Consider the following 21,989-nt stretch of genomic DNA (forward strand, 5'->3'; position numbering starts at 1 on the left):
CTAGCAGGACCCGCCACCCTGGGCTCCTGCGTCCGCAGGAGCACGGGTAAGTCGGAGCGGCGGCACACCATCGCCTACGTCCCCCAAATGGTCCCCGGCCCCCGCCGCGACACCGCAGCGCACGCCACCACGCCGCACCACCCCTCTGCGTCCTCCGCGCCTTCGCGCGCAAACCCCTCCCCCGGAGCGTCCGTATGATCCCCGTCCTCCTCCTGCTCGCGCAAGCCGCCGATCCGATCGCCGCGACGGTCGCCACCATGTCCCCCGAGCGCAAGGCCGCGCAGCTGCAGAGCACCGCGCCCGCCGACCCCGCCGCCGGCCTGCCCGCCTACGATTGGTGGAGCGAAGGGCTGCACGGCCTCGCCCGCGACGGCTATGCCACCGTCTTCCCGCAGGCGATCGGCCTTGCCGCGACCTGGGACGTCGACGTGATGAACCGCGTCGGCACGATCGTCAGCACCGAGGCGCGCGCCAAGTTCAACGCCAGACCGGTCGCCGCCAATCGCCGCATCTACGAAGGGCTGACGATCTGGTCGCCCAACATCAATATCTTCCGCGATCCGCGCTGGGGCCGCGGGCAGGAGACCTATGGCGAGGACCCGTATCTCACCGGCTCGCTCGGCGTCGCCTTCATCCACGGCCTGCAGGGACCCGATCCCAGCCATCCCCGCGTCGTCGCCACGCCCAAGCATTTCGCCGTCCACAGCGGCCCCGAAGCCGGCCGCGACAGCTTCGACGTCGATCCCAGCCCGCAGGATCTCGAGGCGACCTACCTTCCCGCCTTCCGCCGCGCGATCATCGAGGGCAAGGCGACCTCGCTGATGTGCGCCTACAACAGCATCCACGGCGTGCCGGCCTGCGCCGTCTCGTGGCTGATGAACGACCGGCTGCGCCACGATTGGGGGTTCACCGGCTTCACCGTCTCCGATTGCGACGCGGTGAGCAACATCAGCGTCTACCACCATTATCGCAAGGACAGCGCGGGCGCCGCCGCGGCGGCGATCCGCGGCGGCACCGACGTCAATTGCGGCAATGCCTATGGCGCCCTGCCGCAGGCGCTCGCCGAAGGCCTCGTCACCCAGGCGGAGGTGGATACCGCACTGACCCGCGCGCTGCGCGCCCGCCGCGCGCTCGGCATCGCCTTCGGCGGCACCAGCCCGTACGGCACGATTCCCGCGAGCGAGGTCGCCACGCCCGCGCATCACGCCGCCGCGCTCGACGCCGCGCGCAAGTCGATCGTCCTGCTCCAGAACAACGCCAACCGCCTGCCGCTGAAACCCGGCGCGAAGATCGCGGTGATCGGCGCCAATGCCGACGACCTCGGCGTGTTGCAGGGCAATTACCATGGCACCGCGGTCGCCCCGGTCACCCCGCTCGACGGCCTGCGCACCCGCTTCGGCGCCGCCAACATCAGCTATGCGCAGGGCTCGCTGCTCGCCGAGACCGCGGCGATCGTCGTCCCCGAAACCGCCCTGCGCGCCGACGGCAAGCCCGGCCTGCGCGCGACGTATACGGGCGGCAGCGGCGCGCCGACCGTCCGCCAGGACCGCCGCATCGATCTCGACGTCAATCGCGCGCCGCCCGCGCCCGGCCTGCCCGCGACCGGTTATACCGCGCGCTGGACCGGCGAGTTCGTCCCCCCCGCCCCCGGCCGCTACCATCTGATCCTCGATCAGACGCAATGCTGGAAGGACTGCCGCGTCCACGACCGCGCCAGACTGACGCTCGGCGGCAAGACGCTCCACGACGGCGACCTGCCCAAGGGCCGCGTCGACCTCGTCATCGACAGCGACGGCACGCCGCAGCCGATCGACATCCTCCTCGATCACCGGTCGGAGGACGACAGCTTCCGCCTGCTGTGGCTGCCCCCCGCCGAACCCCTGCTCGCGCAGGCGGTCGCCGCGGCGAAACAGGCGGATGTCGCCGTCGTCGTCACCGGCCTGTCGCCCGATCTGGAGGGCGAGGCGCTGTCCGTCTCGGTCCCCGGCTTCGTCGGCGGCGACCGCACCGACATCGCGCTGCCCGCGCCGCAGCTTCGGCTGCTCGCCGCGCTCAAGGCGACCGGCAAGCCGATCGTCCTCGTCCTGACCAGCGGCAGCGCGGTGTCGGTCGATCCCGCCGCCGCCGATGCGATCCTCGCCAATTGGTATGCGGGCGAGGCGGGCGGCACCGCGCTCGCCGACGTGCTGTCAGGCACGGTCAATCCCGCCGGCCGCTTGCCGGTGACGCTCTACCACGCGACCACCGACCTGCCCGCCTTCACCGATTACGGCATGAAGGAACGCACCTACCGCTATTTCACCGGCAAGCCCTTGTGGGGGTTCGGCCACGGCATGAGTTACACCAGCTTCCGCTACGCCGCGCCGCGCGGCCCGGCCTCGGTGGTGGCAGGCAGCGACCTGCGCGTCGAGGCGAGCGTCGCCAACACCGGCGCGCGAGACGGTGAGGAAGTCGTCCAGGCCTATCTCGTGCCCCCGGCGGCCAAGCCGGCGGGCGGCAACACGCCGGTCCTCCAGCGCCAGCTCGTCGGCTTCCAGCGTGTCGCCATCGCGCGCGGCAAGAGCGCCAGGGTCGCCTTCACGCTCGATCCGCGGGCGATGAGCATCGTCGACCACGACGGTCGCCGCCACGTCGTGCCCGGCGCCTATCGCCTCTACGTCGGCGGCGGCCAGCCCGGCGACGGTGCCGGCCAATGGTTCGCCTTCACCGTCACGGGTGCCGACACGGAGCTGCCCAAGTGATGCGCCGCCTTGCAACACCCACCCCGTACCCCGGCGCAGGCCGGGGCCCAGTTGGGGGACGTTCACGATGACCCACCACCGCCAACCCAACTGGACCCCGGCCTCCGCCGGGGATCAGCCCCTCAACCGCCGCCACTTCCTCGCCGCGACCGCCGCGTCGGCGGCGACGCTCGCCACCCCCGCCTTCGCCGCACCGCAATTCCCCTCGAAACGCCCAGTCCCCGCCGACCGCCGCTTCGCCAGCCCGGCGGTCGAGCGCGAGCTTGCCCGCGTCTCGGCGAAGATCGGCGACGCCAAGCTGCGCTGGATGTTCGGCAATTGCTATCCGAACACGCTCGACACCACCGTCCGGATGGGCGGCACCGCGGCGGCGCCCGACGCCTTCGTCATCACCGGCGATATCCCCTGCCTGTGGCTGCGCGATTCCTCGGCGCAGGTGAAACCCTATCTCCACCTCGCCAGACAGGCGCCCGAGCTGCGCCGGCTGGTCCGCGGCCTGATCGCGCGCCAGTCGCGCTGCATCCTGCTCGATCCCTATGCCAACGCCTTCATGGAGGATCCGGCCGCCAGGTCGAACCTCGAATGGTCGCAGAAGGACGAGACCGAGATGAAGCCCGGCGTCGCCGAGCGGAAATGGGAGATCGACTCGCTCTGCTACCCGATGCGCCTCGCGCACGGCTATTGGCGGGCCACCGGCGACGCGGCGCCGTTCGACGCGACCTGGGCGGAGGCGGCCCGCGCCAGCATCCGCACCTTCCGCGAACAGCAGCGCAAGGACGGCCCCGGCCCCTACAGCTTCCGCCGTTCCGCGCCGCAGCCGACCGAGACGTTGCTCTGGGGCCACGGCAACCCGACGCGGCCGGTCGGCCTGATCCATTCGGGCTTCCGCCCCTCGGACGACGCCTGCCTCTACCCCTTCCTCGTCCCCAGCAACCTCTTCGCCGTGACGGCGCTGCGCGAACTCGCCACCGTCGCCAAAGAAGCACGCAATGACGATGACTTAGCCAAATCGGCCACCGAGCTGGCGGCGGAGGTCGCGGCAGCGCTCAAGGCACACGGCACGATGCGTCTGCGCGACGGTAGTGAAGTTTGGGCCTATGAGGTCGACGGCTACGGCAACGCCGTCTTCATGGACGACGCCAACGTCCCCAGCCTCTCCGGCCTCGCCTATCTCGGCTGCGTCGACCCCGCCGGCCCGCTGTGGCAGCGCACCCAGGCGGCCTGCTGGAGCGACGCCAACCCCTGGTTCTTCCGCGGCAAGGCCGGCGAGGGCATCGGCGGCCCGCACGTCGGCGCCGGCCAGATCTGGCCGATGTCGCTCACCATCCGCGCCCTCTCCGCCACCGACGACGCCACGATCCGCGCCACCCTGCGCACCCTGCGCGACACCGACGGCGGCACCGGCTTCATCCACGAAAGCTTCGACCGGGACGATCCCGCCAAGTTCACCCGAAGCTGGTTCGCCTGGGCCAACGGCCTGTTCGGCGAGCTCATCCTCCATCTCGCCGCCACCCGACCCGCATTGCTGAAGGCGCCCCTATGACTTTAGGCACGATCTCCCGCCGCACCCTCATCGCCGGCACCGCCGCCGCCGGCCTGCCGCTCCCCGCGCTCGCCGCCGCACCGGTACCCGCCGCCGCCAACCTCTTCATCGGCACCGGCGGCCACGGCCACACCTATCCCGGCGCGACCCTGCCCTTCGGCATGGTCCAGCTCAACCCCGACACCGACGTCGAGCGCTGGGACGCCTGCTCGGGCTATCACCGCACCGACACGTCGATCATGGGGTTCAGCCACACGCATCTGTCGGGCACCGGCATCGGCGACATGCTCGACGTGCTGGTCGTGCCGACCCGCGGCCCCGTCCAGCTCCTCCCCGGCCCGCTCGACAACCCCGACGCGGGCTACCGCCAGCGCTTCACCGCCGAACATGCCGAGCCCGGCTATTATCGCGTCGCGCTCGAGACCGGCGTCCGCGCCGAGCTGACGGTGACCGAACGCACCGGCTACCACCGCTACACCTTCCCCGCCGGCCCCGCCCACATCCTCGTCGACCTCTCGCATCTGATCCTCGACAAGACCGACCAGCCGCCGCTCGTCACCGACGCCAGCCTGACGCTCGACCCCGACGGCACGCTGACCGGCAGCCGTACCGTCCACCGCTGGGCGAAGGGCCGCCACATCCACTTCGCGCTCCAGGTCTCGCGCGCGCCGAGCCGCGTCACCCTCTACGGCGACGGCGATGCCGAGCAGCCCGCCGGCACCCGCACGGTCGCGGGCATGCGGCTCAAGGCCGTCCTCCATTATGACGACGCCGGCGCCGCGCCGATCCTCATCCGCTGCGGCATCTCGGGCGTCGACGTCGCCGGCGCCCGCGCCAACCTCGCCGCCGAGGGCCGGAGCTGGGACTTCGACGCCGTCCGCCGCGCCGCGCAGGCCGCCTGGACACGCGAGTTCGACGCGATGCGCGTCGAGGGCGGCACCGCCGACCAGCGCACCATCTTCGCCTCCGCGCTCTACCACGCGCTGATCGCGCCGACGCTCTTCTCCGACGTCGACGGTCGCTATATCGGCCTCGATCGCAAGCCGCACGCGCTCGCCGCGGGCGAGGCGGCGTACAGCAGCTATTCGCTGTGGGACACCTATCGCGCGCTCCACCCGCTGCTCACCATCGTCGCGCCCGACAAGGCGCAAAGCCTCGTCGCCGACCTAATCCGCCAGACGCAGCAGAGCGTCTACGGCCCGCCGGTCTGGCCGTTGCAGGGCGTCGAGACCGGCACGATGATCGGCTGGCACGCCGTCTCCGTCCTCGCCGAGGCGCAGGCGAAGGGCATAAAGGCGGACTACGCCGCCGCCTGGCCCGCGATCGTCAAGCGCAGCTTCGACTTCACCGCCCCCGATCGCGACAACAGCAAGGGCCGCGACGTCTACGACGCCAAGGGCTATGTGCCCGCCGACGTCTGGTTCGAAAGCGTCAGCCGGACGCAGGAATATGCCTATGACGACTGGGCCTCGGCGCATCTCGCCCGCGCCGCCGGCCGGACGGCGGAGGCGGACCGGCTGCTCAAGCGCTCGGGCAATTGGCGCAACGTCATCGACGGCAAGGCCGGCTTCGCCAAGCCTCGCTTCGCCGACGGCCGCTGGTGGAGCCCCTACGATCCCATCCAGCTCGGCCATATGCCCAAACCCTGGTGGCGCGACTATACCGAGGCGAACGGCTGGCAGGCGACCTTCCTCAACCAGCACGACGTCTACGGCCTGATCGCCCATATGGGCGGCGACGCCGCGTTCGAGGCCCGGCTCGACGCGCTGTTCACCGCGCCCTCGACGCTCCCCGCCAACGCGCCGCCCGACATCAGCGGCCTCGTCGGCCAGTATGCGCACGGCAACGAACCCAATCACCACGTCGCCTATCTCTACGCCTATACCGGCGCGGCGTGGAAGACGCAGGCGATGGTCCGCCGATTGTGTGTCGAGATGTACAAGAACGACCCTGACGGCATCATCGGCAACGACGATTGCGGCCAGATGAGCGCCTGGTTCGTGCTGTCGTCGCTCGGCTTCTACCCGGTCGATCCGGTCGAGGCGGTGTACGTCTTCGGCTCGCCGCTGTTCGAACGCGCCGAGATCCGCCTGCCCGGCGGCAAGCGCCTGACGATCGAGGCGCCCGGCAATCGCGCCGACACACCCTATGTCCGCTCGGTCAGCCGCAACGGCAAGCCGTGGACGAAGAACTGGATCAGCCATGCCGAGCTGATGCAGGGCGGCCGCCTCACCTTCACGATGAGCGCGACGCCGGTGAAGAGCTTCGGCCAGGCCAAGGCCGACCGCCCGCCGTCGAACGGCCGCGGCGCCGCGTGACCGCGCATGCCGCACCTTGTTACAGCATCCGGAGAGCCACCCCGTGAACGACCTCAGCCGCCGCACCCTCATCGCCTCGGGCCTTGCCGCGACCGCCACCCCCGCGTTCGCCGCCACGACCGCCCCGGCGAACGCGCCCGCCCCCTATGGCGCCACCCCGTCGCCGCGCCAACTCGTCTGGCACCGGCGCGAGCGCTACGCCTTCGTCCATTTCTCGATCAACACCTTCACCAATCGCGAATGGGGCTATGGCGACGAGAGCCCGGCGCTGTTCGACCCGACCGACTTCGCACCCGACCAGATCGTCGCCGCGGCGAAGGCGGGCGGCATGCGCGGCATCATCCTCACCGCCAAGCATCACGACGGCTTCTGCCTGTGGCCGACGCAGCTCACCGAACATTGCATCCGCAACAGCCCGTATAAGAACGGCAAGGGCGACATCGTCCGCGAGATGGAACAGGCGACGCGCCGCGCCGGCCTCGCCTTCGGTCTCTATCTCTCCCCCTGGGATCGCAACCACCCCGAATACGGCCGCCCCGCCTATGTCGATTATTATCGCAAGCAGGTGGTCGAACTGTGCACCCGCTATGGCGAATTGTTCGAATTCTGGTTCGACGGCGCCAATGGCGGCGACGGTTATTACGGCGGCGCCAAGGAAACCCGCAAGATCGATGCGCCCAAATATTACAACTGGCCGTCGATCATCGCACTCGTCCACCAGCATCAGCCGCTGGCCTGCACCTTCGACCCGCTCGGCGCCGACATCCGCTGGGTCGGCAACGAGGACGGCGTCGCCGGCGATCCCTGCTGGCCGACGATGCCCGACCACCCCTATGTCCAGTCCGAGGGCAATAGCGGCGTCCGCAACGGCGCCTTGTGGTGGCCGGCGGAAACCGACGTGTCGATCCGCCCGGGCTGGTTCTATCACCCCGACGAGGACGCCAAGGTCAAGGACCCGCAGCGGCTGATCCGCCTGCACGACGAATCGATCGGCCGCGGCACCAACCTCAACCTCAACCTGCCGCCCGATCGCCGCGGTCGCATCCCCGATCACGACGTCGCCGTCCTCAAGAGCTTCGGCGCGGCGCTTGAGGCGAGCTTCGCCACCGACCTCGCAAAGGGCGCGATCGCCTCGGCGAGCGCCACCCGCGGCGCGGCGTTCGCACCGGCCCGGGTGCTCGACGGCGATCGCGATACCTATTGGTCGACGCCCGACCGCGTCACCACGCCGACGCTGACGCTCGACCTGCCGCCGAACCGCAACTTCGACCTGATCCGCATCCGCGAGCATCTGCCGCTCGGCGTCCGCGTCACCCGCTTCGCGATCGAGGCGGAAGTCGCCGGCCGCTGGCAACGGCTCGCCGAGAAGACCGCGATCGGCGCGCAGCGCATCATCCGCCTCGACGCGCCGATCGCCGCGCGCCGCCTCCGGCTGGTGATCCTCGACGCCCCCGCCTGCCCGGCGATCAGCGAAGTCGCACTGTTCCGCAGCGTCGCACCGGTCCCGGTCGCCGCCCCGCGCAGCAGCGACGCGACGCTGATCTCGCCGCGCGACTGGAAGGTCGTCACCGCGACCGCCCCCGGCGCCGAAGCTTTGCTCGATGGCGACGGCGCGACGATCTGGTCGCAACCCGCGCCGACCACGACGCCGGCCGGCTTCACGCTCGACCTCGGCACCACGCAGACGGTCGCCGGCTTCAGCCTCACGCCCTGGCGCCACCCCGACAAGGTCAGCGCCCCGCCGCGCAACTATCGCGCCGAGACCAGCACCGACGGCAAGACCTGGACCGCCGCCGCCGACGGCGAATTCCAGAACATCGCATATGCGCTGGCGACGCAACGCATCCCCTTCACCGCGCCGCGCCCGCTACGCTACCTCCGCCTGACCTTCGCCGCGACCGCGGTGCCGGCCGAGAAACTGGCGATCGCGGACATCGGCGCCTTCACGCGCTGAACGCGGCGGACGTGGGGACGCCAAGTGGTCAGCCCCCCGCGACGCACCCCGGCGAAGGCCGGGGCCCGTTTGAGAAGGCCCTCGTAAATCATCACGAACCTCCACCCCACTGGGCCCCGGCCTCCGCCGGGGTACACGCTTGATGGGTCACGGATCGCGTCTCGCGAAGGTCTCGAGAAGGCAGGGAAACGCGACCCTGCACCCGTCATCATCCCGCATCGTCCCGCACGTATCCGGCCATGTCGGGTGCGAACGCGCGCCCCCCTCAGATTCCCCCGGCGATCACCTCGCGCCCGCCGGCCTCCAGCTCGCGCGTCAAATCCGCGAGGCATTGCGTCACCACCGCCTCGTCGGCGGACCGGGCGACGAAATTCGCCCCCGTCCGCCCGTCGCGGAAGAACGGATAGGACCCGATCGACACGCCCTCGTGCGCCTTCTCGGCATCGCGCAGCAGGTCGGCGACCTCGCTCTCCGCGACCCAGCAGCCGATCGTCCCCGACACCACCGGCCGCCCGCCTTCCAGCGTCCCGGTCAACGCATCGAGCATCCCCGCGGTGATGTGCGGCACCCCCGCCATGATGAAGATGTTGCCGATGTGGATGCCCGGCGCGCCCGACACGCGATTGGGGATCAGCCCCGCGCCCGCCGGCACCCGCGCCATCCGCGCGCGCGTCTCGGTCAGCCCGCCGCGCGTCGCGTAATAGCGTTCCAGCACCGCCATCGCCTCGGGATGATGCTCCACCCCGACACCGAGCGCCGCGGCGATCGCGTCGACGGTGATGTCGTCGTGCGTCGGCCCGATGCCGCCGGTGGTGAACAGATAATCGTTGCGCGCGCGCAAGGTGTTGACCGCCTCGACGATCGCCGCGGTCCGGTCGGGCACCACGCGCACCTCGGCGAGGCGGATGCCCTGCACGTTGAGCCAGCTCGCGAGCTGCGCGATATTCTTGTCCTGCGTCCGGCCGGAGAGGATCTCATCCCCGATCACGACCAGCGCAGCGGTCCAGATACGTTCCTGCTCCATCGCCCGGTCATAGCCTCGCAAAATCGCCGCGACCACGCTATATCGCCGCGATGACCGAATACGTGACCGTCACCTCCGACGCGCCGGAAGGGCGCACCGGCGCCATCAAGCTCCATGGCCCCGCCGCCTTCGCGGGCATGCACAAGGCGGGCAAGCTCGCCGCCGAGACGCTGGACATGCTGACCCCGCACATGGTGCCGGGCGTATCGACCGCCGAGCTCGACAAACTGATCTACGATTTCATCGTCGCGCGCGACGGCGTGCCGGCGACGCTCGGCTATCGCGGCTACACGCATTCGACCTGCATCTCGATCAATCACGTCGTCTGCCACGGCATCCCGTCCGAAAAGACGCTGAAGTCGGGCGACATCGTCAACGTCGACGTCACCCCGATCGTCGACGGCTGGCACGGCGATTCGAGCCGCATGTATCTGATCGGCGACGTCCCGTTGAAGGCGAAGCGCCTCGTCGAGGTCACCTACGAATGCCTGATGCTCGGCATCGAGCAGGCCAAGCCCGGCAACCACATGGGCGACGTCGCCAATGCCATCCAGCGTCATGCCGAAAAGCACCGCTACGGCGTCGTCCGCGACTTCTGCGGCCACGGCCTCGGCCGGCTGTTCCACGACGCACCCGAAGTCGTCCACGTCGGCAAGCCCGGCACCGGTCCCGAACTCAAACCCGGCATGATCTTCACGATCGAACCGATGATCAACATCGGCCGCCCGGACGTGAAGCTGCTCGACGACGGCTGGACCGCGGTGACCCGCGACCGTTCGCTGTCGGCGCAATTCGAACATTCGATCGGCATCACCGACGACGGCTGCGAGATCTTCACCGTCTCGCCCGCCGGATATCACCAGCCGCCCTATCAGTGACTGGGTCCGCGCATCCCCTCGATGCGCCGGTCTGGCAGGCGCTGACCACGCGACAGGCGGCACTGGCGCTGGGCGACGGCGGCGCGCGCCGGTTCGATCCCGATTACGGTCTATTGGCGGCGGTGGCGGCGCATGACGTCGATCATCATGCCGCGCTCGCCGACCTCGTCGCGCCGGGCGAGACGATCGGCCTGTTCGAGCTGGCGCCGCCGGCCGCCCTGCCCGGCTTCCGCTGCATCAAAACGGCGCGCTGCGTGCAGATGGTCGCCGCCAATCCCCCGCCCGCCACGATCGATGCGATTGCGCTCGGCGACGAGGATGCGGCGGAGATGTTGGCGCTCGCCGGACTGACCCGCCCCGGCCCATTCTTCCACCGCACGCATCGCTTCGGCGGCTTCCTCGGTATCCGCGTCGACGGGCGGCTCGCCGCAATGGCCGGTATGCGGCTCGCGCTAGCCGACCATCGCGAGGTCAGCGGCGTCTGCACCCATCCCGATTTCCGCGGCCGCGGTCTTGCCGCCGGGCTGATCGCCGCGGTCGCCGACGCGATCCGCGCAGCGGGCGACACGCCCTTCCTGACCAGCTATGCCGACAACGCCGGGGCTATCGCGCTCTACCGCCGGCTCGGCTTCGCACCCCGCGAAGAACTCGTCCTGCGCCTGTTCGAGCGCGCCTGATCCAATAATCTCGGACCCTTGCGGCAGGGCCTGCGTTGGCAGCGTCTTACCGGAAAAGGCAGAGTCATGACCAAACACGCATTGATCGTCGGTGCGAGCGGCATCGTCGGCAGCGCGACCGCAGCGCTTCTCGTCAGCGAGGGATGGACCGTCCACGGTCTCGCCCGCCGCCCCGGCGACCAGCCGGGCGTCCGGCCCGTCGCCGCCGATCTGCTCGACGCCGCCGGCACCGCCACCGCGCTCGCCGACATCCGCCCCGATGCGGTGTTCATCACCACCTGGCTGCGCCAGGACAGCGAGGCGGAGAATATCCGCGTCAATTCGGCGATGGTCCGCAACCTCCTCGACGGTCTGCGCGCGAACAACGGGACCGCGCGTCACGTCGCGCTCGTCACCGGGCTGAAACACTATCTCGGGCCGTTCGAGGCCTATGGCAAAGGCGCGCTGCCGCAGACCCCGTTCCGCGAGGAACAGGGCCGGCTCGACGTCGAGAATTTCTATTATGCGCAGGAGGACGAGGTGTTCGCCGCGGCCGAGCGCGACGGCTTCACCTGGAGCGTCCACCGTCCGCATACCGTGATCGGCAAGGCGGTCGGCAATGCGATGAACATGGGCACGACGCTCGCCGTCTATGCGACGCTTTGTCGCGAGACCGGCCGGCCGTTCCGCTTCCCCGGCTCGGCGGCGCAATGGGACGGGCTTACCGACATGACCGACGCCGGCCAGCTCGCGCGTCATCTATTGTGGGCGGCGGTGACGCCCGCCGCCGCGGACGAGGCGTTCAACGTGGTGAACGGCGACGTCTTCCGCTGGAGCTGGATGTGGGGCCGCATCGCCGACTGGTTCGGCGTCGAGGCCGCGCCGTTCGACGGCACCGTCCAGCCGCTCGAGGCGCAGATGGCCGGCGACGCCGACCTCTGGCGCCGCATCGCCGAGCGCGAGGGGCTTGTCGAGCCCGATCTCTCCCGTCTCGCCTCGCCCTGGCATACCGACGCCGATCTCGGCCGCCCGATCGAGGTCGTCACCGATATGTCGAAGAGCCGCCGCCTCGGCTTCACCGCCTATCAGCCGACCGACGACGCCTTCTTCGCGCTGTTCGAGCGGCTGCGCGCCGATCGCCTGATCCCGGCATGAGCGACGACCGCCCCGACAAGGGCCGTGCCGTGCCGAGCGGCCGGCTGTCGCGGCTCGGTGCCTTCGGGCGTCTCGCCGCGGGGGTCGGTGGCGGCGTCGTCGCCGAGGGTGCACGGCGGCTCGCGGCGGGGGAACGGCCGCGGATGGGCGATCTGCTGCTCACCCCCGCCAATGCGACGCGCGTCGCCGACCAGCTCGCGCACCTGCGCGGCGCGGCGATGAAGCTCGGCCAGATGATCTCGATGGACGCGGGCGACATGCTGCCGCCCGAACTGGCGACGATCCTCGCCCGGCTCCGCAACGACGCGCACCATATGCCGCCCGCGCAGCTCAATACCGTGCTCGCCAAGGAATGGGGCCGCGACTGGCGCGGTCGCTTCGCCCATTTTCAGGCGCATCCCATCGCCGCCGCCTCGATCGGCCAGGTTCATCGTGCGCGCCTGCCCGACGGTCGCGAACTGGCGATCAAGGTGCAATATCCCGGCGTCATGCAGAGCATCGACGCCGACGTCGACAATGTCGCGACCTTGCTGCGCGTCTCCGGCCTGCTGCCCAAGGAGCTCGACGTATCGCCGCTGCTCGGCGAGGCGAAACGCCAGCTTCACGAAGAGGCGGATTATCTGCGCGAGGGCACGATGATGCGCCGCTACCGCGCCTTGCTCGCCGACGATCCCGCCTTCATCATCCCCGAGCTGCACGCCGAGCTGACCACCCCGAACGTGCTCGCGATGACCTATGTCGCCGGGGTCCCGATCGAGACGCTGGAGGCCGCGGAACAGCCGGTGCGCGACGCGGCGATGCACAGCCTGATCGCTTTGGCGCTGCGCGAGCTGCTCGACTGGGGGCTGATGCAGACCGATCCCAATTTCGCCAATTACCGCTGGCAGCCCGAGACCGGCCGCATCGTCCTGCTCGACTTCGGCGCCGCCCGCGCGGTGCCGGCGGCGACCGCGGACGGCTACCGCCGCCTGCTCGCCGCCGGCCTGTCCGGGAACCGCGATGCGGTCCGCGAGGCGGCGATCGCGGCGGGGTTCCTGGGCGAGGCGGCGGCGGCGCGGCACCGGCCGCTGGTCGACGCGATGATCGACGTGATCCTCGGCGAGCTCAACCGCCCCGGCCCGTTCGACTTCGGCGACCGCGCCTTCGTCGGGGTCGTCCGCGAACAGGGCATGGAGATGGCGCACGACCGCGCCACCTGGCACGTCCCGCCCGCCGACACCTTGTTCGTCCAGCGCAAGATCAGCGGCACCGCGCTATTGGCGGCCCGGCTGAAGGCGCGGGTGGATATCCGCGCGATGGTCGACGGCCGGGTGTGACGCGCAGACGATTGCCGAGCTTCATCCATTCCAATCCCGCCGTCACCCCGGCCTTGCGCCGGGGTCCCGCTTCTTCGGACGGTGCGAAGAAGCGGGATGCCGGATCAAGTCGGGCATGACGGGGATATAGGCGCCGTCGCAACATCCGGCATCGGGGGCGGCACCACCGGCGCCGCCCGCGTCGCTTACCGGATATCCAGCATCACCACCGACTTCGCCGGCAACGTCACCGACAGCGTCCCCCCCGACAGCGTCGCCCCGGTGAATGCCACCGGCTTCACCACGTCGGGCGCATCGAAGGTGTTGTGCGCGTCCATCGTCGTGCCCGTCAGGATACGCCCGCTCACATTGCCCCCCGCGATCCCCGCGAGCTGCACCGACACGGTCGCCGGCTGGTTCGGATCGACGTTGGTCAGCGCGACGTGCACCACGCCGTCGGTGCCGCGCACCGCGCTCGAACTCACCGCGCGCAGCTCATGCCCGCCGTTGCGATACCAATGCGAGCTGACCTCGGCGGGCAGGACGGTGCCGTCCTGATAGCCCTTGTACAGGTCGAACACCCAATAGGTCGGCGTCTTCACCATGCGGTTGCCGTCGGTCAGCAGCATCGCCTGCAGCACGTTGACCATCTGCGCGATATTGGCGCCGCGAACGCGATCGGCATGGCGCGCGAAGATATCGAGGTTGAGGCTCGCCACCACCGCGTCGCGCATGCTGTTCTGCTGGTAGAGGAAGCCCGGATGCGATCCCGGCTCCTGATCGTACCAGGTGCCCCATTCGTCGACGAGCAGCGCGACCCGCTTCTTGGGGTCGTATTTGTCCATGATCCGCGAATGACCCTGGAGCAATTCCTCCATCTTCATCGTCTTGGCGAGCGTCCGCGCCCAGGCTTCCTCGTCGAAGCCGGTCGCCGCGCCCTTCTTCTCCCAGCTTCCGGGCACGGTGTAATAATGGACGCCGATTCCGGAGAAGACGTTGCCCGCCTTCTGCATCATCACCTCGGTCCAATTATAATCCTCGGCATTGGCGCCGCTCGCCACCTTCATGATCGGCACGCCCTCGGGCGCCTTGACGAAGGTCGCGTAGCGGCGCGTCTCGTCGGCGGCATATTCGGGCGTCATATTGCCGCCGCAGCCCCACAATTCGTTGCCGATGCCGAACATCGGCACCTTCCACGGCTCCTTGCGGCCGTTGGCGGCGCGCTCCTTGGCGAGCGTCGATCCGGTCGGCGAGGTCATATATTCGACCCATTCGGCCATCTCGCGCGGCGGCGCCGAGCCGACGTTGCCCGAGACATAGGCCTCCGCGCCGAGCAGCTCCGAATAGTCCATGAACTCGTGCGTGCCGACCGCATTGTCCTCGGTCACCCCGCCCCAATTGGTGTTGACCTTGACCGGGCGCTTGCCGCGCGGGCCGATGCCTTCGCGCCAATGATATTCGTCGGCGAAGCAGCCGCCGGGCCAGCGCACGACGGGCACCTTGATCGCCTTCAGCGCCTCGATCACGTCGCTACGATAGCCGCGGACGTTCGGGATCTTGCTGTTCGGGCCGACCCAGATGCCGCCATAGATGCCGGTGCCGAGGTGCTCGGCGAACTGGCCGAACAGCCTTTTGTCGAATTTCGCACCGGGATGATCGCCGCGTACCGACACCGTGTCGGACGGCACCGCCGCGGGCGCGGCCTGCTGTGCGGACGCGCCGCCGGACACCAGAACCGCCAGCGCGGAACAGAACAACAGCCTCGACATCACCTTCATCGCTCTCCCCTGACGCGTCCCAGCGCGTGAGCCTCCGATGCTATCCCGCGATTCGCCATTCGTCAATTTGCCGGACAAATGGGTGGCGCCGCGCGACGAACCGCGGCAGGAAGCGGCGGAATGTTGCGCCGCTTCACCAAGAACATGCTAGGCCCAGCGGATATGCCGGCCTGCTCGACATCCTGCCGAACGCCGCCCGCCGCAGCCCCTCGACCGGCGGCGGAGCGACCGCGCGCATGACCGATCTCCGCGGCCGGCGCATCCTGATCGTCGAGGACGAATATCTCGTCGCGGACGACCTCGCCCGCGATCTGCGCGGCCTCGGCGCAGAGATCGTCGGCCCGATCGGCACGCTCGCCGCCGCGGTCGAACTGCTCGCCACCGCCCCGCCGCTCGACGGCGCGGTGCTCGACATCAATCTGCACGGCGAGATGAGCTATCCGGTCGCGGCGCTGCTGGCGGCGGCCGGCACCAGATTCCTGTTCGTCACCGGCTATGACGCGTGGACGATCGACGATCGCTTCCGCAGCGTGCCGCGCTACGAGAAGCCGGTCCATTCCGCCGACGTGATCGCGGCGCTGTTCGGGTAAGAGGTGGGGGCACCGGGAGAAGCATAAGGTCGGCCGCTACCGAACACTCCGACAAATCCCGGACATCCGTCCACAAGAATGCGTATCGATGGATGTACGCGAAGATCGCTCGCTACCCACCAAGACAGTACCCGGACGCAATATCGAACAGGCAAAAAAAGGGACGCCGCAGCGCCCCCTTCAACTCACGCCCGTCCGCGCCGCGCTTCCGCCTGCCGTGCCGAGGCGATCGTATCGACCACCAGTTCGTAGAAGGCCGGCGAATAGCCCGACGCCAGGAACGCCTTCACCTCGGCCGAGGCGATCGCATAGCCGCGCTTCCAGCTCAGCACCGCGATCCGGCGCAACGCCTCGAGCTTGGGGTCGGCGAGCTGCGGGCTGATCCGCACGCCGAACACCAGGCCGAGCCAGCGCGTCAGCCGGCCCGGCTGGCGCAGCGTCGACAGGCCGTCCTGCCGCGCGATCCCGATCACCGAACGCTCAAGCTCCGTCAGCACCGGCCGTTCCTCCTCTGCACGCTGCACCTGGGGTGCGGCCTCCGACACCACGACCGGCCGCGCGGCGGGCGCGCTCACCCGCGCATAACCGGCGTTGCCCGGTTCGGCAAAAGCAAGAAAAGCCATGGCGTCACTCCCTTCTCGACATCGCACGCCACCCCTCCGCATCCATGGCGATGCAGACCGATACGTGCGATTTGTTGCACCCCTTTTGCCGCCGCACTGCGAAGGGCATCCGGGTGTTTCATCCGATCGCCGCGATCCCTCGCCGCCATCTTCTATACTGTTCGGTATATAAGCGGCTCCGGCGGTCGTCAACGGCTTTTATACCGGTCGGTAGAGAAACTGTCGGCGGATACGCGCGGAGCGCCGGGCGTTGCCATGCGGAGAGATCAGGAGGTCCCCATGTCCGATACCCCCCGCGCTACCAAGGCCGATCCCGAACGCGATCCCGCCGCCAATCCGTTCGACCGCGCCGACGGCCATTCCGGTCAGGAATATAACGCCGACCGCGAAGCCGCGCTGGGCGCGCAACGCCCCAGCGGCACCGTCGCCGCCCGCCCCGGCGACCCATCCCCGCCGCACGACCCGGCGATCCCGCCCGACAACGGCCGCCGCGCCTCGTTCGACCCGCACACCGGCGAGGTCCACGGCAGCGGCAGCGGCGCCGGCGGCGGCAATCCCGGCGAGGATTTCGATTCCGACGCCGCGACCGGCGACGGCTATCCCGTCACCGGCGGCGAAGGCCGGCCGAAAGGCGGCGACGCCGATCTGGGACCCGGCCACGTCAGCGAATGAACGGCAATCCTCCCGTGGCGGAGGCGACTATGTCTTACGGCCGATCGAATGTTACGATGGCAATTCCCATTCCCGTCATGCCGGACGTGATCCGGCATCCCGCTTCTTTTTACCGTCCGAAGAAGCGGGACCCCGGCACAAGGCCGGGGTAACGGACGATCACTTCAGCGGGACGATCACCTCATCGGGGTGCGCGACGTTCAATTCCTTGCGGACCATCTCGTCGACCATATCCGGGTTGGCGTGATCCGGGTCGAGCAGCGCCACGCGGTTCTTCAGCACCGCGCGCTTCTGGTCCAGCGTGGCGAATTGCTTCTCGCGCCGCACCAGTTGCTTCTTGTAATCGCCGTAGGCGAGGATGCCGTTCGGCCCGAGCACCGCATAGGCGCCGAAGAACGCCATGATCGTCAGCCCCAGCGCCGGCAGCGCTGCCCGGCGCATCGTCCGGGCGAAAGCCGATGGTCTCTGTCCGCGTGCCGCCATGCCCTGCATCCTCGCCCGACGTTCGTGCCGGATCAAGCCCTCAGAACGTCACGACCGGCATAACGTGCCGAATCGCCAAGCTCTTCCTCGATGCGGATGAGCTGGTTGTACTTGGCGAGCCGGTCCGATCGCGCCAGCGAACCGGTCTTGATCTGCCCACAATTGGTCGCGACCGCGAGATCGGCGATCGTCGCATCCTCGGTTTCGCCCGAACGATGGCTCATCACCGCGGTGTAGCGCGCGCGCTGCGCCATCGTCACCGCCTCCAGCGTCTCGGTCAGCGTGCCGATCTGGTTGACCTTCACCAGCAGCGAATTGGCATAGCCGCCTTCGATCCCGCGCTTCAACCGCTTGGGGTTGGTGACGAACAGATCGTCGCCGACCAGCTGCACCTTGTCGCCGATCAGGTCGGTGAGCGCCTTCCAGCCCTCCCAATCGTCCTCGCTCATGCCGTCCTCGATCGAGAAGATCGGGTAGCGGCGGGTCAGGTCGGCGAGATATTCGGCCATCGCGCCGCTCTCCAGCACCTTGCCCTCGCCCGAGATATCGTAGCGGCCGTCCTTGTAGAATTCGGTCGCGGCGCAATCGAGCGCCAGCATCACGTCGTCGCCGGGCGTATAGCCCGCCTTCTCGATGCTCTGCATGATGAAGCCCAGCGCCTCGTCGGTCGATGCGATGTTCGGCGCGAAGCCGCCCTCGTCGCCGACGCCGGTCGCCAGCCCCTTGTCGTGCAGCGCCTTCTTCAGCGTATGGAAGATTTCCGAGCCGCAGCGCACCGCCTCGACGATGTTCGCCGCGCCGACCGGCACGATCATGAACTCCTGGAAGTCGATCGGATTGTCGGCATGTTCGCCGCCGTTGATGATGTTCATCATCGGCACCGGCAGAACGTGCGCCGAAACCCCGCCGACGTACTTATAGAGCGGCATGCCGCGCGCTTCCGCCGCCGCCTTGGCGGCGGCGAGGCTGATGCCCAGGATCGCATTGGCGCCCAGCCGGCCCTTGTTCTCGGTGCCGTCGAGTTCGATCATCGCCGCGTCGAGATCGGCCTGATCCTCCGCGTCGAGACCGAGCAGCGCCTCGACCAGCTCGCCGTTGACCGCCTCGATCGCCTCGTCGACGCCCTTGCCGCCCCAGCGGCTCTTGTCGCCGTCGCGCTTCTCGACCGCCTCGTGCGCGCCGGTCGAGGCGCCCGACGGCACCGCGGCGCGGCCGAAGCTGCCGTCCTCCAGCAGCACGTCGACCTCCACCGTCGGGTTGCCCCGGCTGTCGAGGATCTGGCGGCCATGGATGTCGATGATTGCGGTCACGTAACGATGCTCCTACCTCTGGGGCGTGATGCGCGCGCTCTACCGCGCCGGTCGGGTCGCGGCAATCTCCGCGACGACGAGGGAACCGCGTCCCTTGGGCCGGGGTTGAGCGTGTCGAACATAGGAAAGGGTGAGCCATGGCCGATACCGATTTCACGACCGTCACCGACGGCGACACGACCGCCGCGGACGTCATCGACGCCGGCGCGAGCAAGACCGATCAGGCCAAGCAGACGGTGAAGGACTATTCGTCCAAATACGGCGCGCAGGCGACCGACAAGATCCGCACCCTCGCCGATACCGGCAAGGAACGCGCGGTCGGCGGGCTCGACCAGTTGTCGACGCTGATCAACGACGCCGCGCAGCAAGTCGACGATAAGCTCGGCGCGCAATATGGAGACTATGCCCGCACCGCCGCCGGCGCCGTGTCCAATTTCGCCGAACAGCTCAAGGGCAAGGACACCGAGGAGTTGCTCGACGAGGCACGCGAGTTCGTCCGCAAGAGCCCCGGCGTCGCGGTCGGCGTCGCTGCCGCTTTGGGCTTTGCGGTCGCCCGCCTCGTCCAGTCCGGTATCGACGGCAACAAGGCCTGATCGGCTCCATGGCGACGATCCAGCCGATGACCGAGGACGAGGGCATCGCGACGCTCGTCACGCAGCTCGTCGATGACGCGCGCGGTCTTGCCGGTGCCGAGGTGGCATTGGTCAAGGCGCGCGTCGGCGAGCGCGCCAGCGCTTACAAGAACGCCGCGGTCTTCTTCGTCGTCGCCGCGGTGCTGGCGCTCGCCGGGCTGATCGCCTTGCTCGTCGGGCTGATCCTCAGCCTGGCGACGCTGATCGGCCCCGGCCTCGCTACCGCCGCGGTGGTGATCGGCGTGTTCGCGATCGCCGCGGTGCTGGCGATCATCGGTAAGGGCCGGCTCGCACCGGGCACGCCGCGATGACCGCGCCGCTCCCGACGGTGCGGCTCGCCGAGGCGGAAGCCGAGGCACTGGCTGCACGCGAACGGCTGAACGCGACGCTCGGCAAGTTGCAGGTCCGACTCAACCCGCGCGCGCTCGCGTTGCAGGCGGCGCGCGAGTTCACCGACAAGGGTGGCGCGGCGGCGCAGGCCAGCCTCAACACCGCGGTGCGCAACCCGGGTGCGGTCGCCGGCGCGACCGCGGTCGCAGGCCTGTTCCTCGCTCGCCATCGCATCGCCGCGCTGTTCCGCCGCAAACCCAAGCACAAGCCCGGCCACCGCGACCATGAACCCGGTCTCGGCCCGCAGGACTGACCCCGTACCGACGCATAGCGCCCCCGCACGAAGGATAGACGCATGACCGACAATCACGACATCCACGCCCGTATCGACGATGCCAAGCACGTCGCGACCGACGCCGCCCGCCGCACCGCCGACGCGGTCGAGCACAATCCGCTCGCCATCGTCGCGGGCGGCCTCGCGATCGGCGCGCTCGCCGGCGCGCTGATCCCGCGTTCGGAGAAGGAGAAGGAATTGCTCGCGCCGCTCGGCCGCACGCTCGGCGAGCGCGCCCGCGGTGCGATCCAGGCGGCACGCGAAGCCGGCACCGGCGAGCTGCAGAATGCCGGCCTGTCGAAGGATGCGGCCAAGGATCAGGTCAAGTCGCTGTTCCAGGGCCTCGCCAAGGCGGCGACCACCGCCGGCTCGGCCGCGGTGAAGACCGCCGCCAACAAGGGCTGACGCCCCCTCGCCGCCGCCGGAGCCTCCGGCGGCGGCATATGGCGTCGGGGGTTCAATATCGCAGCGCAACACGCTAGGGCGTCGGGCTTGACCCTCACACCCGGGATACGCGCATGAGCAAGCTCCACCTCGTCTTCGGCGGCCGCGTCAAGGACCCCCGCACCCTCGAATTCGCAGACCCGTCGAAGCTCGAGGTCGTCGGTATCTTCGCCGATTATGCCAGCGCCGAAAAGGCATGGCGCGCCAACGCGCAACGCACCGTCGACGACGCCGAGATGAAGTTCGTGGTGGTCCACCTGCACCGCCTGCTTGAGCCGGAACTGCTGACCCCGCCGACGGCGTGAGGCGCGGGGCGGTTTAGGCCTTCGAAACCCAACGATGATGGTCGTCCCTGCGCAGACGGGGATCCAGACGCGCGGACCCAGGCGATCCCATCGCTACATCAGCGTTGATGGATCCCCGCATGCGCGGGGATAACGTCGTTTCAGAGGGGCAGACCCCCTTTCACTCGTCATCCCGGCGAAAGCCGGGACCCATGGGGACGGAACGGGCGTGAGGCACCCCCACGCCGATGGCATCGTATCCATGGGTCCCGGCCTCCGCCGGGATGACGAAAGAGTAGCACACGAAACAGTCCTCCCCCGCCAGGGGGAGGTGGCAGGCCGCAGGCCTGACGGAGGGGGAGGACACGGCGCCCGGAGTCGTATGAAAAAACGCCCCCGCCAACCGGCTAAGCCGCGCGCACGCCCCCGCGCGACTCAGATCAGATGAACTCGACCTTCGACACCACGTAATAGCGATCGCCCGCCGGCACCGACACCTCGACCTCGTCGTCCACCCGGCGCCCGATCAGCGCACGGCCCAGCGGCGAATTGTACGAGATGCGCCCGGTCTTGGCGTTCGCCTCGGTCTGGCCGACGATTTGGTATTTCACCGGCTTGTCATCGTCGTCGAGCAGCGTCACCGTCGCGCCGAACACCACCTTGTCGCCCGACAGCTCCAGCGGATCGATGATCTGCGCGCGGGACAATTTGTCCTCGATGTCGCTGATCGTCGCCTCGTTCTGGCCCTGCTGTTCCTTGGCCGCATGATATTCGGCGTTTTCGGACAGATCGCCGTGCGCCCGCGCTTCCTCGATCGCGTCCACGATCAGGGGACGCTCGGCTTTCAGACGCTTCAGGTCCGCGACGAGCGTGTCATAGCCCTCCTGGAGCATCGGCATCTTTTCGACGGTCGCCATATCTACGTCCCCAATTCACTCATACCCC

The 21,989-nt window shown here is 69.2% G+C and carries 21 protein-coding genes; 15 read left to right on the forward strand and 6 right to left on the reverse strand.

Features of this window, described 5'->3' with window-relative positions; translation table 11 throughout:
- Window positions 1-194 precede the first annotated feature (194 nt).
- The 4 genes from ACLBWH_RS03930 to ACLBWH_RS03945 all read left to right on the forward strand — a co-directional run bounded on the left by ACLBWH_RS03930 (window position 195) and on the right by ACLBWH_RS03945 (window position 8,556).
- A complete protein-coding gene (locus ACLBWH_RS03930) occupies window positions 195-2,741 on the forward strand; it encodes a glycoside hydrolase family 3 C-terminal domain-containing protein (RefSeq protein ID WP_447796928.1) in 2,547 nt (848 codons plus the stop codon).
- A gap of 67 nt (window positions 2,742-2,808) precedes the next feature.
- On the forward strand, window positions 2,809-4,284 hold the full coding sequence (locus tag ACLBWH_RS03935) for a glycoside hydrolase family 125 protein (RefSeq protein WP_447796930.1): 1,476 nt from the start codon (window positions 2,809-2,811) through the stop codon (window positions 4,282-4,284).
- Window positions 4,281-6,602 carry a GH92 family glycosyl hydrolase gene (locus ACLBWH_RS03940; protein WP_447796932.1) on the forward strand — a complete coding sequence of 774 codons (2,322 nt, stop codon included), beginning with the start codon at window positions 4,281-4,283 and terminating at the stop codon, window positions 6,600-6,602. Before ACLBWH_RS03935 ends, ACLBWH_RS03940 begins: the two co-directional genes overlap by 4 nt.
- 43 nt (window positions 6,603-6,645) lie before the next feature.
- Window positions 6,646-8,556, forward strand: coding sequence for an alpha-L-fucosidase (locus ACLBWH_RS03945; RefSeq protein ID WP_447796934.1), 1,911 nt, complete (start codon window positions 6,646-6,648; stop codon window positions 8,554-8,556).
- A 265-nt stretch (window positions 8,557-8,821) separates the two neighbouring features.
- Here the strand turns inward: ACLBWH_RS03945 and ACLBWH_RS03950 are convergent, their stop codons facing one another.
- Window positions 8,822-9,580, reverse strand: coding sequence for a competence/damage-inducible protein A (locus ACLBWH_RS03950; protein ID WP_322847584.1), 759 nt, complete (start codon window positions 9,578-9,580; stop codon window positions 8,822-8,824).
- Window positions 9,581-9,630: 50 nt separating this feature from the next.
- Here ACLBWH_RS03950 and map point away from each other — a divergent pair, with 50 nt between their 5' ends.
- The 4 genes from map to ACLBWH_RS03970 all read left to right on the forward strand — a co-directional run bounded on the left by map (window position 9,631) and on the right by ACLBWH_RS03970 (window position 13,585).
- Window positions 9,631-10,458: a type I methionyl aminopeptidase gene (map, locus tag ACLBWH_RS03955; RefSeq protein WP_447796936.1), complete on the forward strand. Its 828-nt coding sequence runs from the start codon at window positions 9,631-9,633 to the stop codon at window positions 10,456-10,458.
- A complete protein-coding gene (locus ACLBWH_RS03960; protein WP_447796938.1) occupies window positions 10,455-11,135 on the forward strand; it encodes a GNAT family N-acetyltransferase in 681 nt (226 codons plus the stop codon). Before map ends, ACLBWH_RS03960 begins: the two co-directional genes overlap by 4 nt.
- A gap of 66 nt (window positions 11,136-11,201) precedes the next feature.
- Window positions 11,202-12,269: an SDR family oxidoreductase gene (locus ACLBWH_RS03965; RefSeq protein WP_447796940.1), complete on the forward strand. Its 1,068-nt coding sequence runs from the start codon at window positions 11,202-11,204 to the stop codon at window positions 12,267-12,269.
- Window positions 12,266-13,585, forward strand: a complete 1,320-nt coding sequence (locus ACLBWH_RS03970) for an ABC1 kinase family protein (protein ID WP_447796942.1) — start codon at window positions 12,266-12,268, stop codon at window positions 13,583-13,585. The genes ACLBWH_RS03965 and ACLBWH_RS03970 overlap by 4 nt, the downstream gene beginning before the upstream one ends.
- Before the next feature lie 185 nt (window positions 13,586-13,770).
- On the opposite strand, the gene ACLBWH_RS03975 is transcribed toward ACLBWH_RS03970, so the two are convergent.
- A complete protein-coding gene (locus ACLBWH_RS03975) occupies window positions 13,771-15,342 on the reverse strand; it encodes an alpha-N-arabinofuranosidase (protein WP_447796944.1) in 1,572 nt (523 codons plus the stop codon).
- Between the two features lie 236 nt (window positions 15,343-15,578).
- Between ACLBWH_RS03975 and ACLBWH_RS03980 the strand changes: the two genes are divergently transcribed.
- The gene (locus tag ACLBWH_RS03980) at window positions 15,579-15,932 is read left to right on the forward strand and encodes a response regulator (RefSeq protein WP_447796945.1); all 354 of its coding nucleotides are present in this window, start codon (window positions 15,579-15,581) and stop codon (window positions 15,930-15,932) included.
- A 185-nt stretch (window positions 15,933-16,117) separates the two neighbouring features.
- Here the strand turns inward: ACLBWH_RS03980 and ACLBWH_RS03985 are convergent, their stop codons facing one another.
- Window positions 16,118-16,555, reverse strand: coding sequence for a hypothetical protein (locus ACLBWH_RS03985; protein ID WP_447796947.1), 438 nt, complete (start codon window positions 16,553-16,555; stop codon window positions 16,118-16,120).
- A gap of 279 nt (window positions 16,556-16,834) precedes the next feature.
- On the opposite strand from ACLBWH_RS03985, the gene ACLBWH_RS03990 reads away from it, so the two are divergent.
- A complete protein-coding gene (locus tag ACLBWH_RS03990) occupies window positions 16,835-17,227 on the forward strand; it encodes a hypothetical protein (protein WP_447796948.1) in 393 nt (130 codons plus the stop codon).
- Window positions 17,228-17,386: 159 nt separating this feature from the next.
- On the opposite strand, the gene ACLBWH_RS03995 is transcribed toward ACLBWH_RS03990, so the two are convergent.
- Window positions 17,387-17,668 carry an FtsB family cell division protein gene (locus tag ACLBWH_RS03995; RefSeq protein ID WP_322847576.1) on the reverse strand — a complete coding sequence of 94 codons (282 nt, stop codon included), beginning with the start codon at window positions 17,666-17,668 and terminating at the stop codon, window positions 17,387-17,389.
- 74 nt (window positions 17,669-17,742) lie between these two features.
- Window positions 17,743-19,020 (reverse strand): phosphopyruvate hydratase, encoded by a 1,278-nt coding sequence (gene eno / locus ACLBWH_RS04000; RefSeq protein ID WP_447796950.1) that lies wholly within the window; start codon window positions 19,018-19,020, stop codon window positions 17,743-17,745.
- 137 nt (window positions 19,021-19,157) lie between these two features.
- On the opposite strand from eno, the gene ACLBWH_RS04005 reads away from it, so the two are divergent.
- The 5 genes from ACLBWH_RS04005 to ACLBWH_RS04025 all read left to right on the forward strand — a co-directional run bounded on the left by ACLBWH_RS04005 (window position 19,158) and on the right by ACLBWH_RS04025 (window position 21,065).
- Window positions 19,158-19,613 (forward strand): hypothetical protein, encoded by a 456-nt coding sequence (locus tag ACLBWH_RS04005; RefSeq protein WP_322847574.1) that lies wholly within the window; start codon window positions 19,158-19,160, stop codon window positions 19,611-19,613.
- An 8-nt stretch (window positions 19,614-19,621) separates the two neighbouring features.
- Window positions 19,622-19,963: a phage holin family protein gene (locus tag ACLBWH_RS04010; RefSeq protein WP_447796952.1), complete on the forward strand. Its 342-nt coding sequence runs from the start codon at window positions 19,622-19,624 to the stop codon at window positions 19,961-19,963.
- The gene (locus ACLBWH_RS04015) at window positions 19,960-20,295 is read left to right on the forward strand and encodes a DUF3618 domain-containing protein (RefSeq protein ID WP_447796954.1); all 336 of its coding nucleotides are present in this window, start codon (window positions 19,960-19,962) and stop codon (window positions 20,293-20,295) included. Before ACLBWH_RS04010 ends, ACLBWH_RS04015 begins: the two co-directional genes overlap by 4 nt.
- Before the next feature lie 42 nt (window positions 20,296-20,337).
- Window positions 20,338-20,721 (forward strand): hypothetical protein, encoded by a 384-nt coding sequence (locus ACLBWH_RS04020; protein WP_322847571.1) that lies wholly within the window; start codon window positions 20,338-20,340, stop codon window positions 20,719-20,721.
- A 113-nt stretch (window positions 20,722-20,834) separates the two neighbouring features.
- On the forward strand, window positions 20,835-21,065 hold the full coding sequence (locus ACLBWH_RS04025; RefSeq protein ID WP_322847570.1) for a DUF4170 domain-containing protein: 231 nt from the start codon (window positions 20,835-20,837) through the stop codon (window positions 21,063-21,065).
- A 419-nt stretch (window positions 21,066-21,484) separates the two neighbouring features.
- Here ACLBWH_RS04025 and greA read toward each other — a convergent pair whose 3' ends face one another.
- Window positions 21,485-21,961: a transcription elongation factor GreA gene (greA, locus tag ACLBWH_RS04030; protein ID WP_322847569.1), complete on the reverse strand. Its 477-nt coding sequence runs from the start codon at window positions 21,959-21,961 to the stop codon at window positions 21,485-21,487.
- Between the last annotated feature and the right edge of the window lie 28 nt (window positions 21,962-21,989).

The organism is Sphingomonas sp. M6A6_1c (assembly GCF_053345135.1).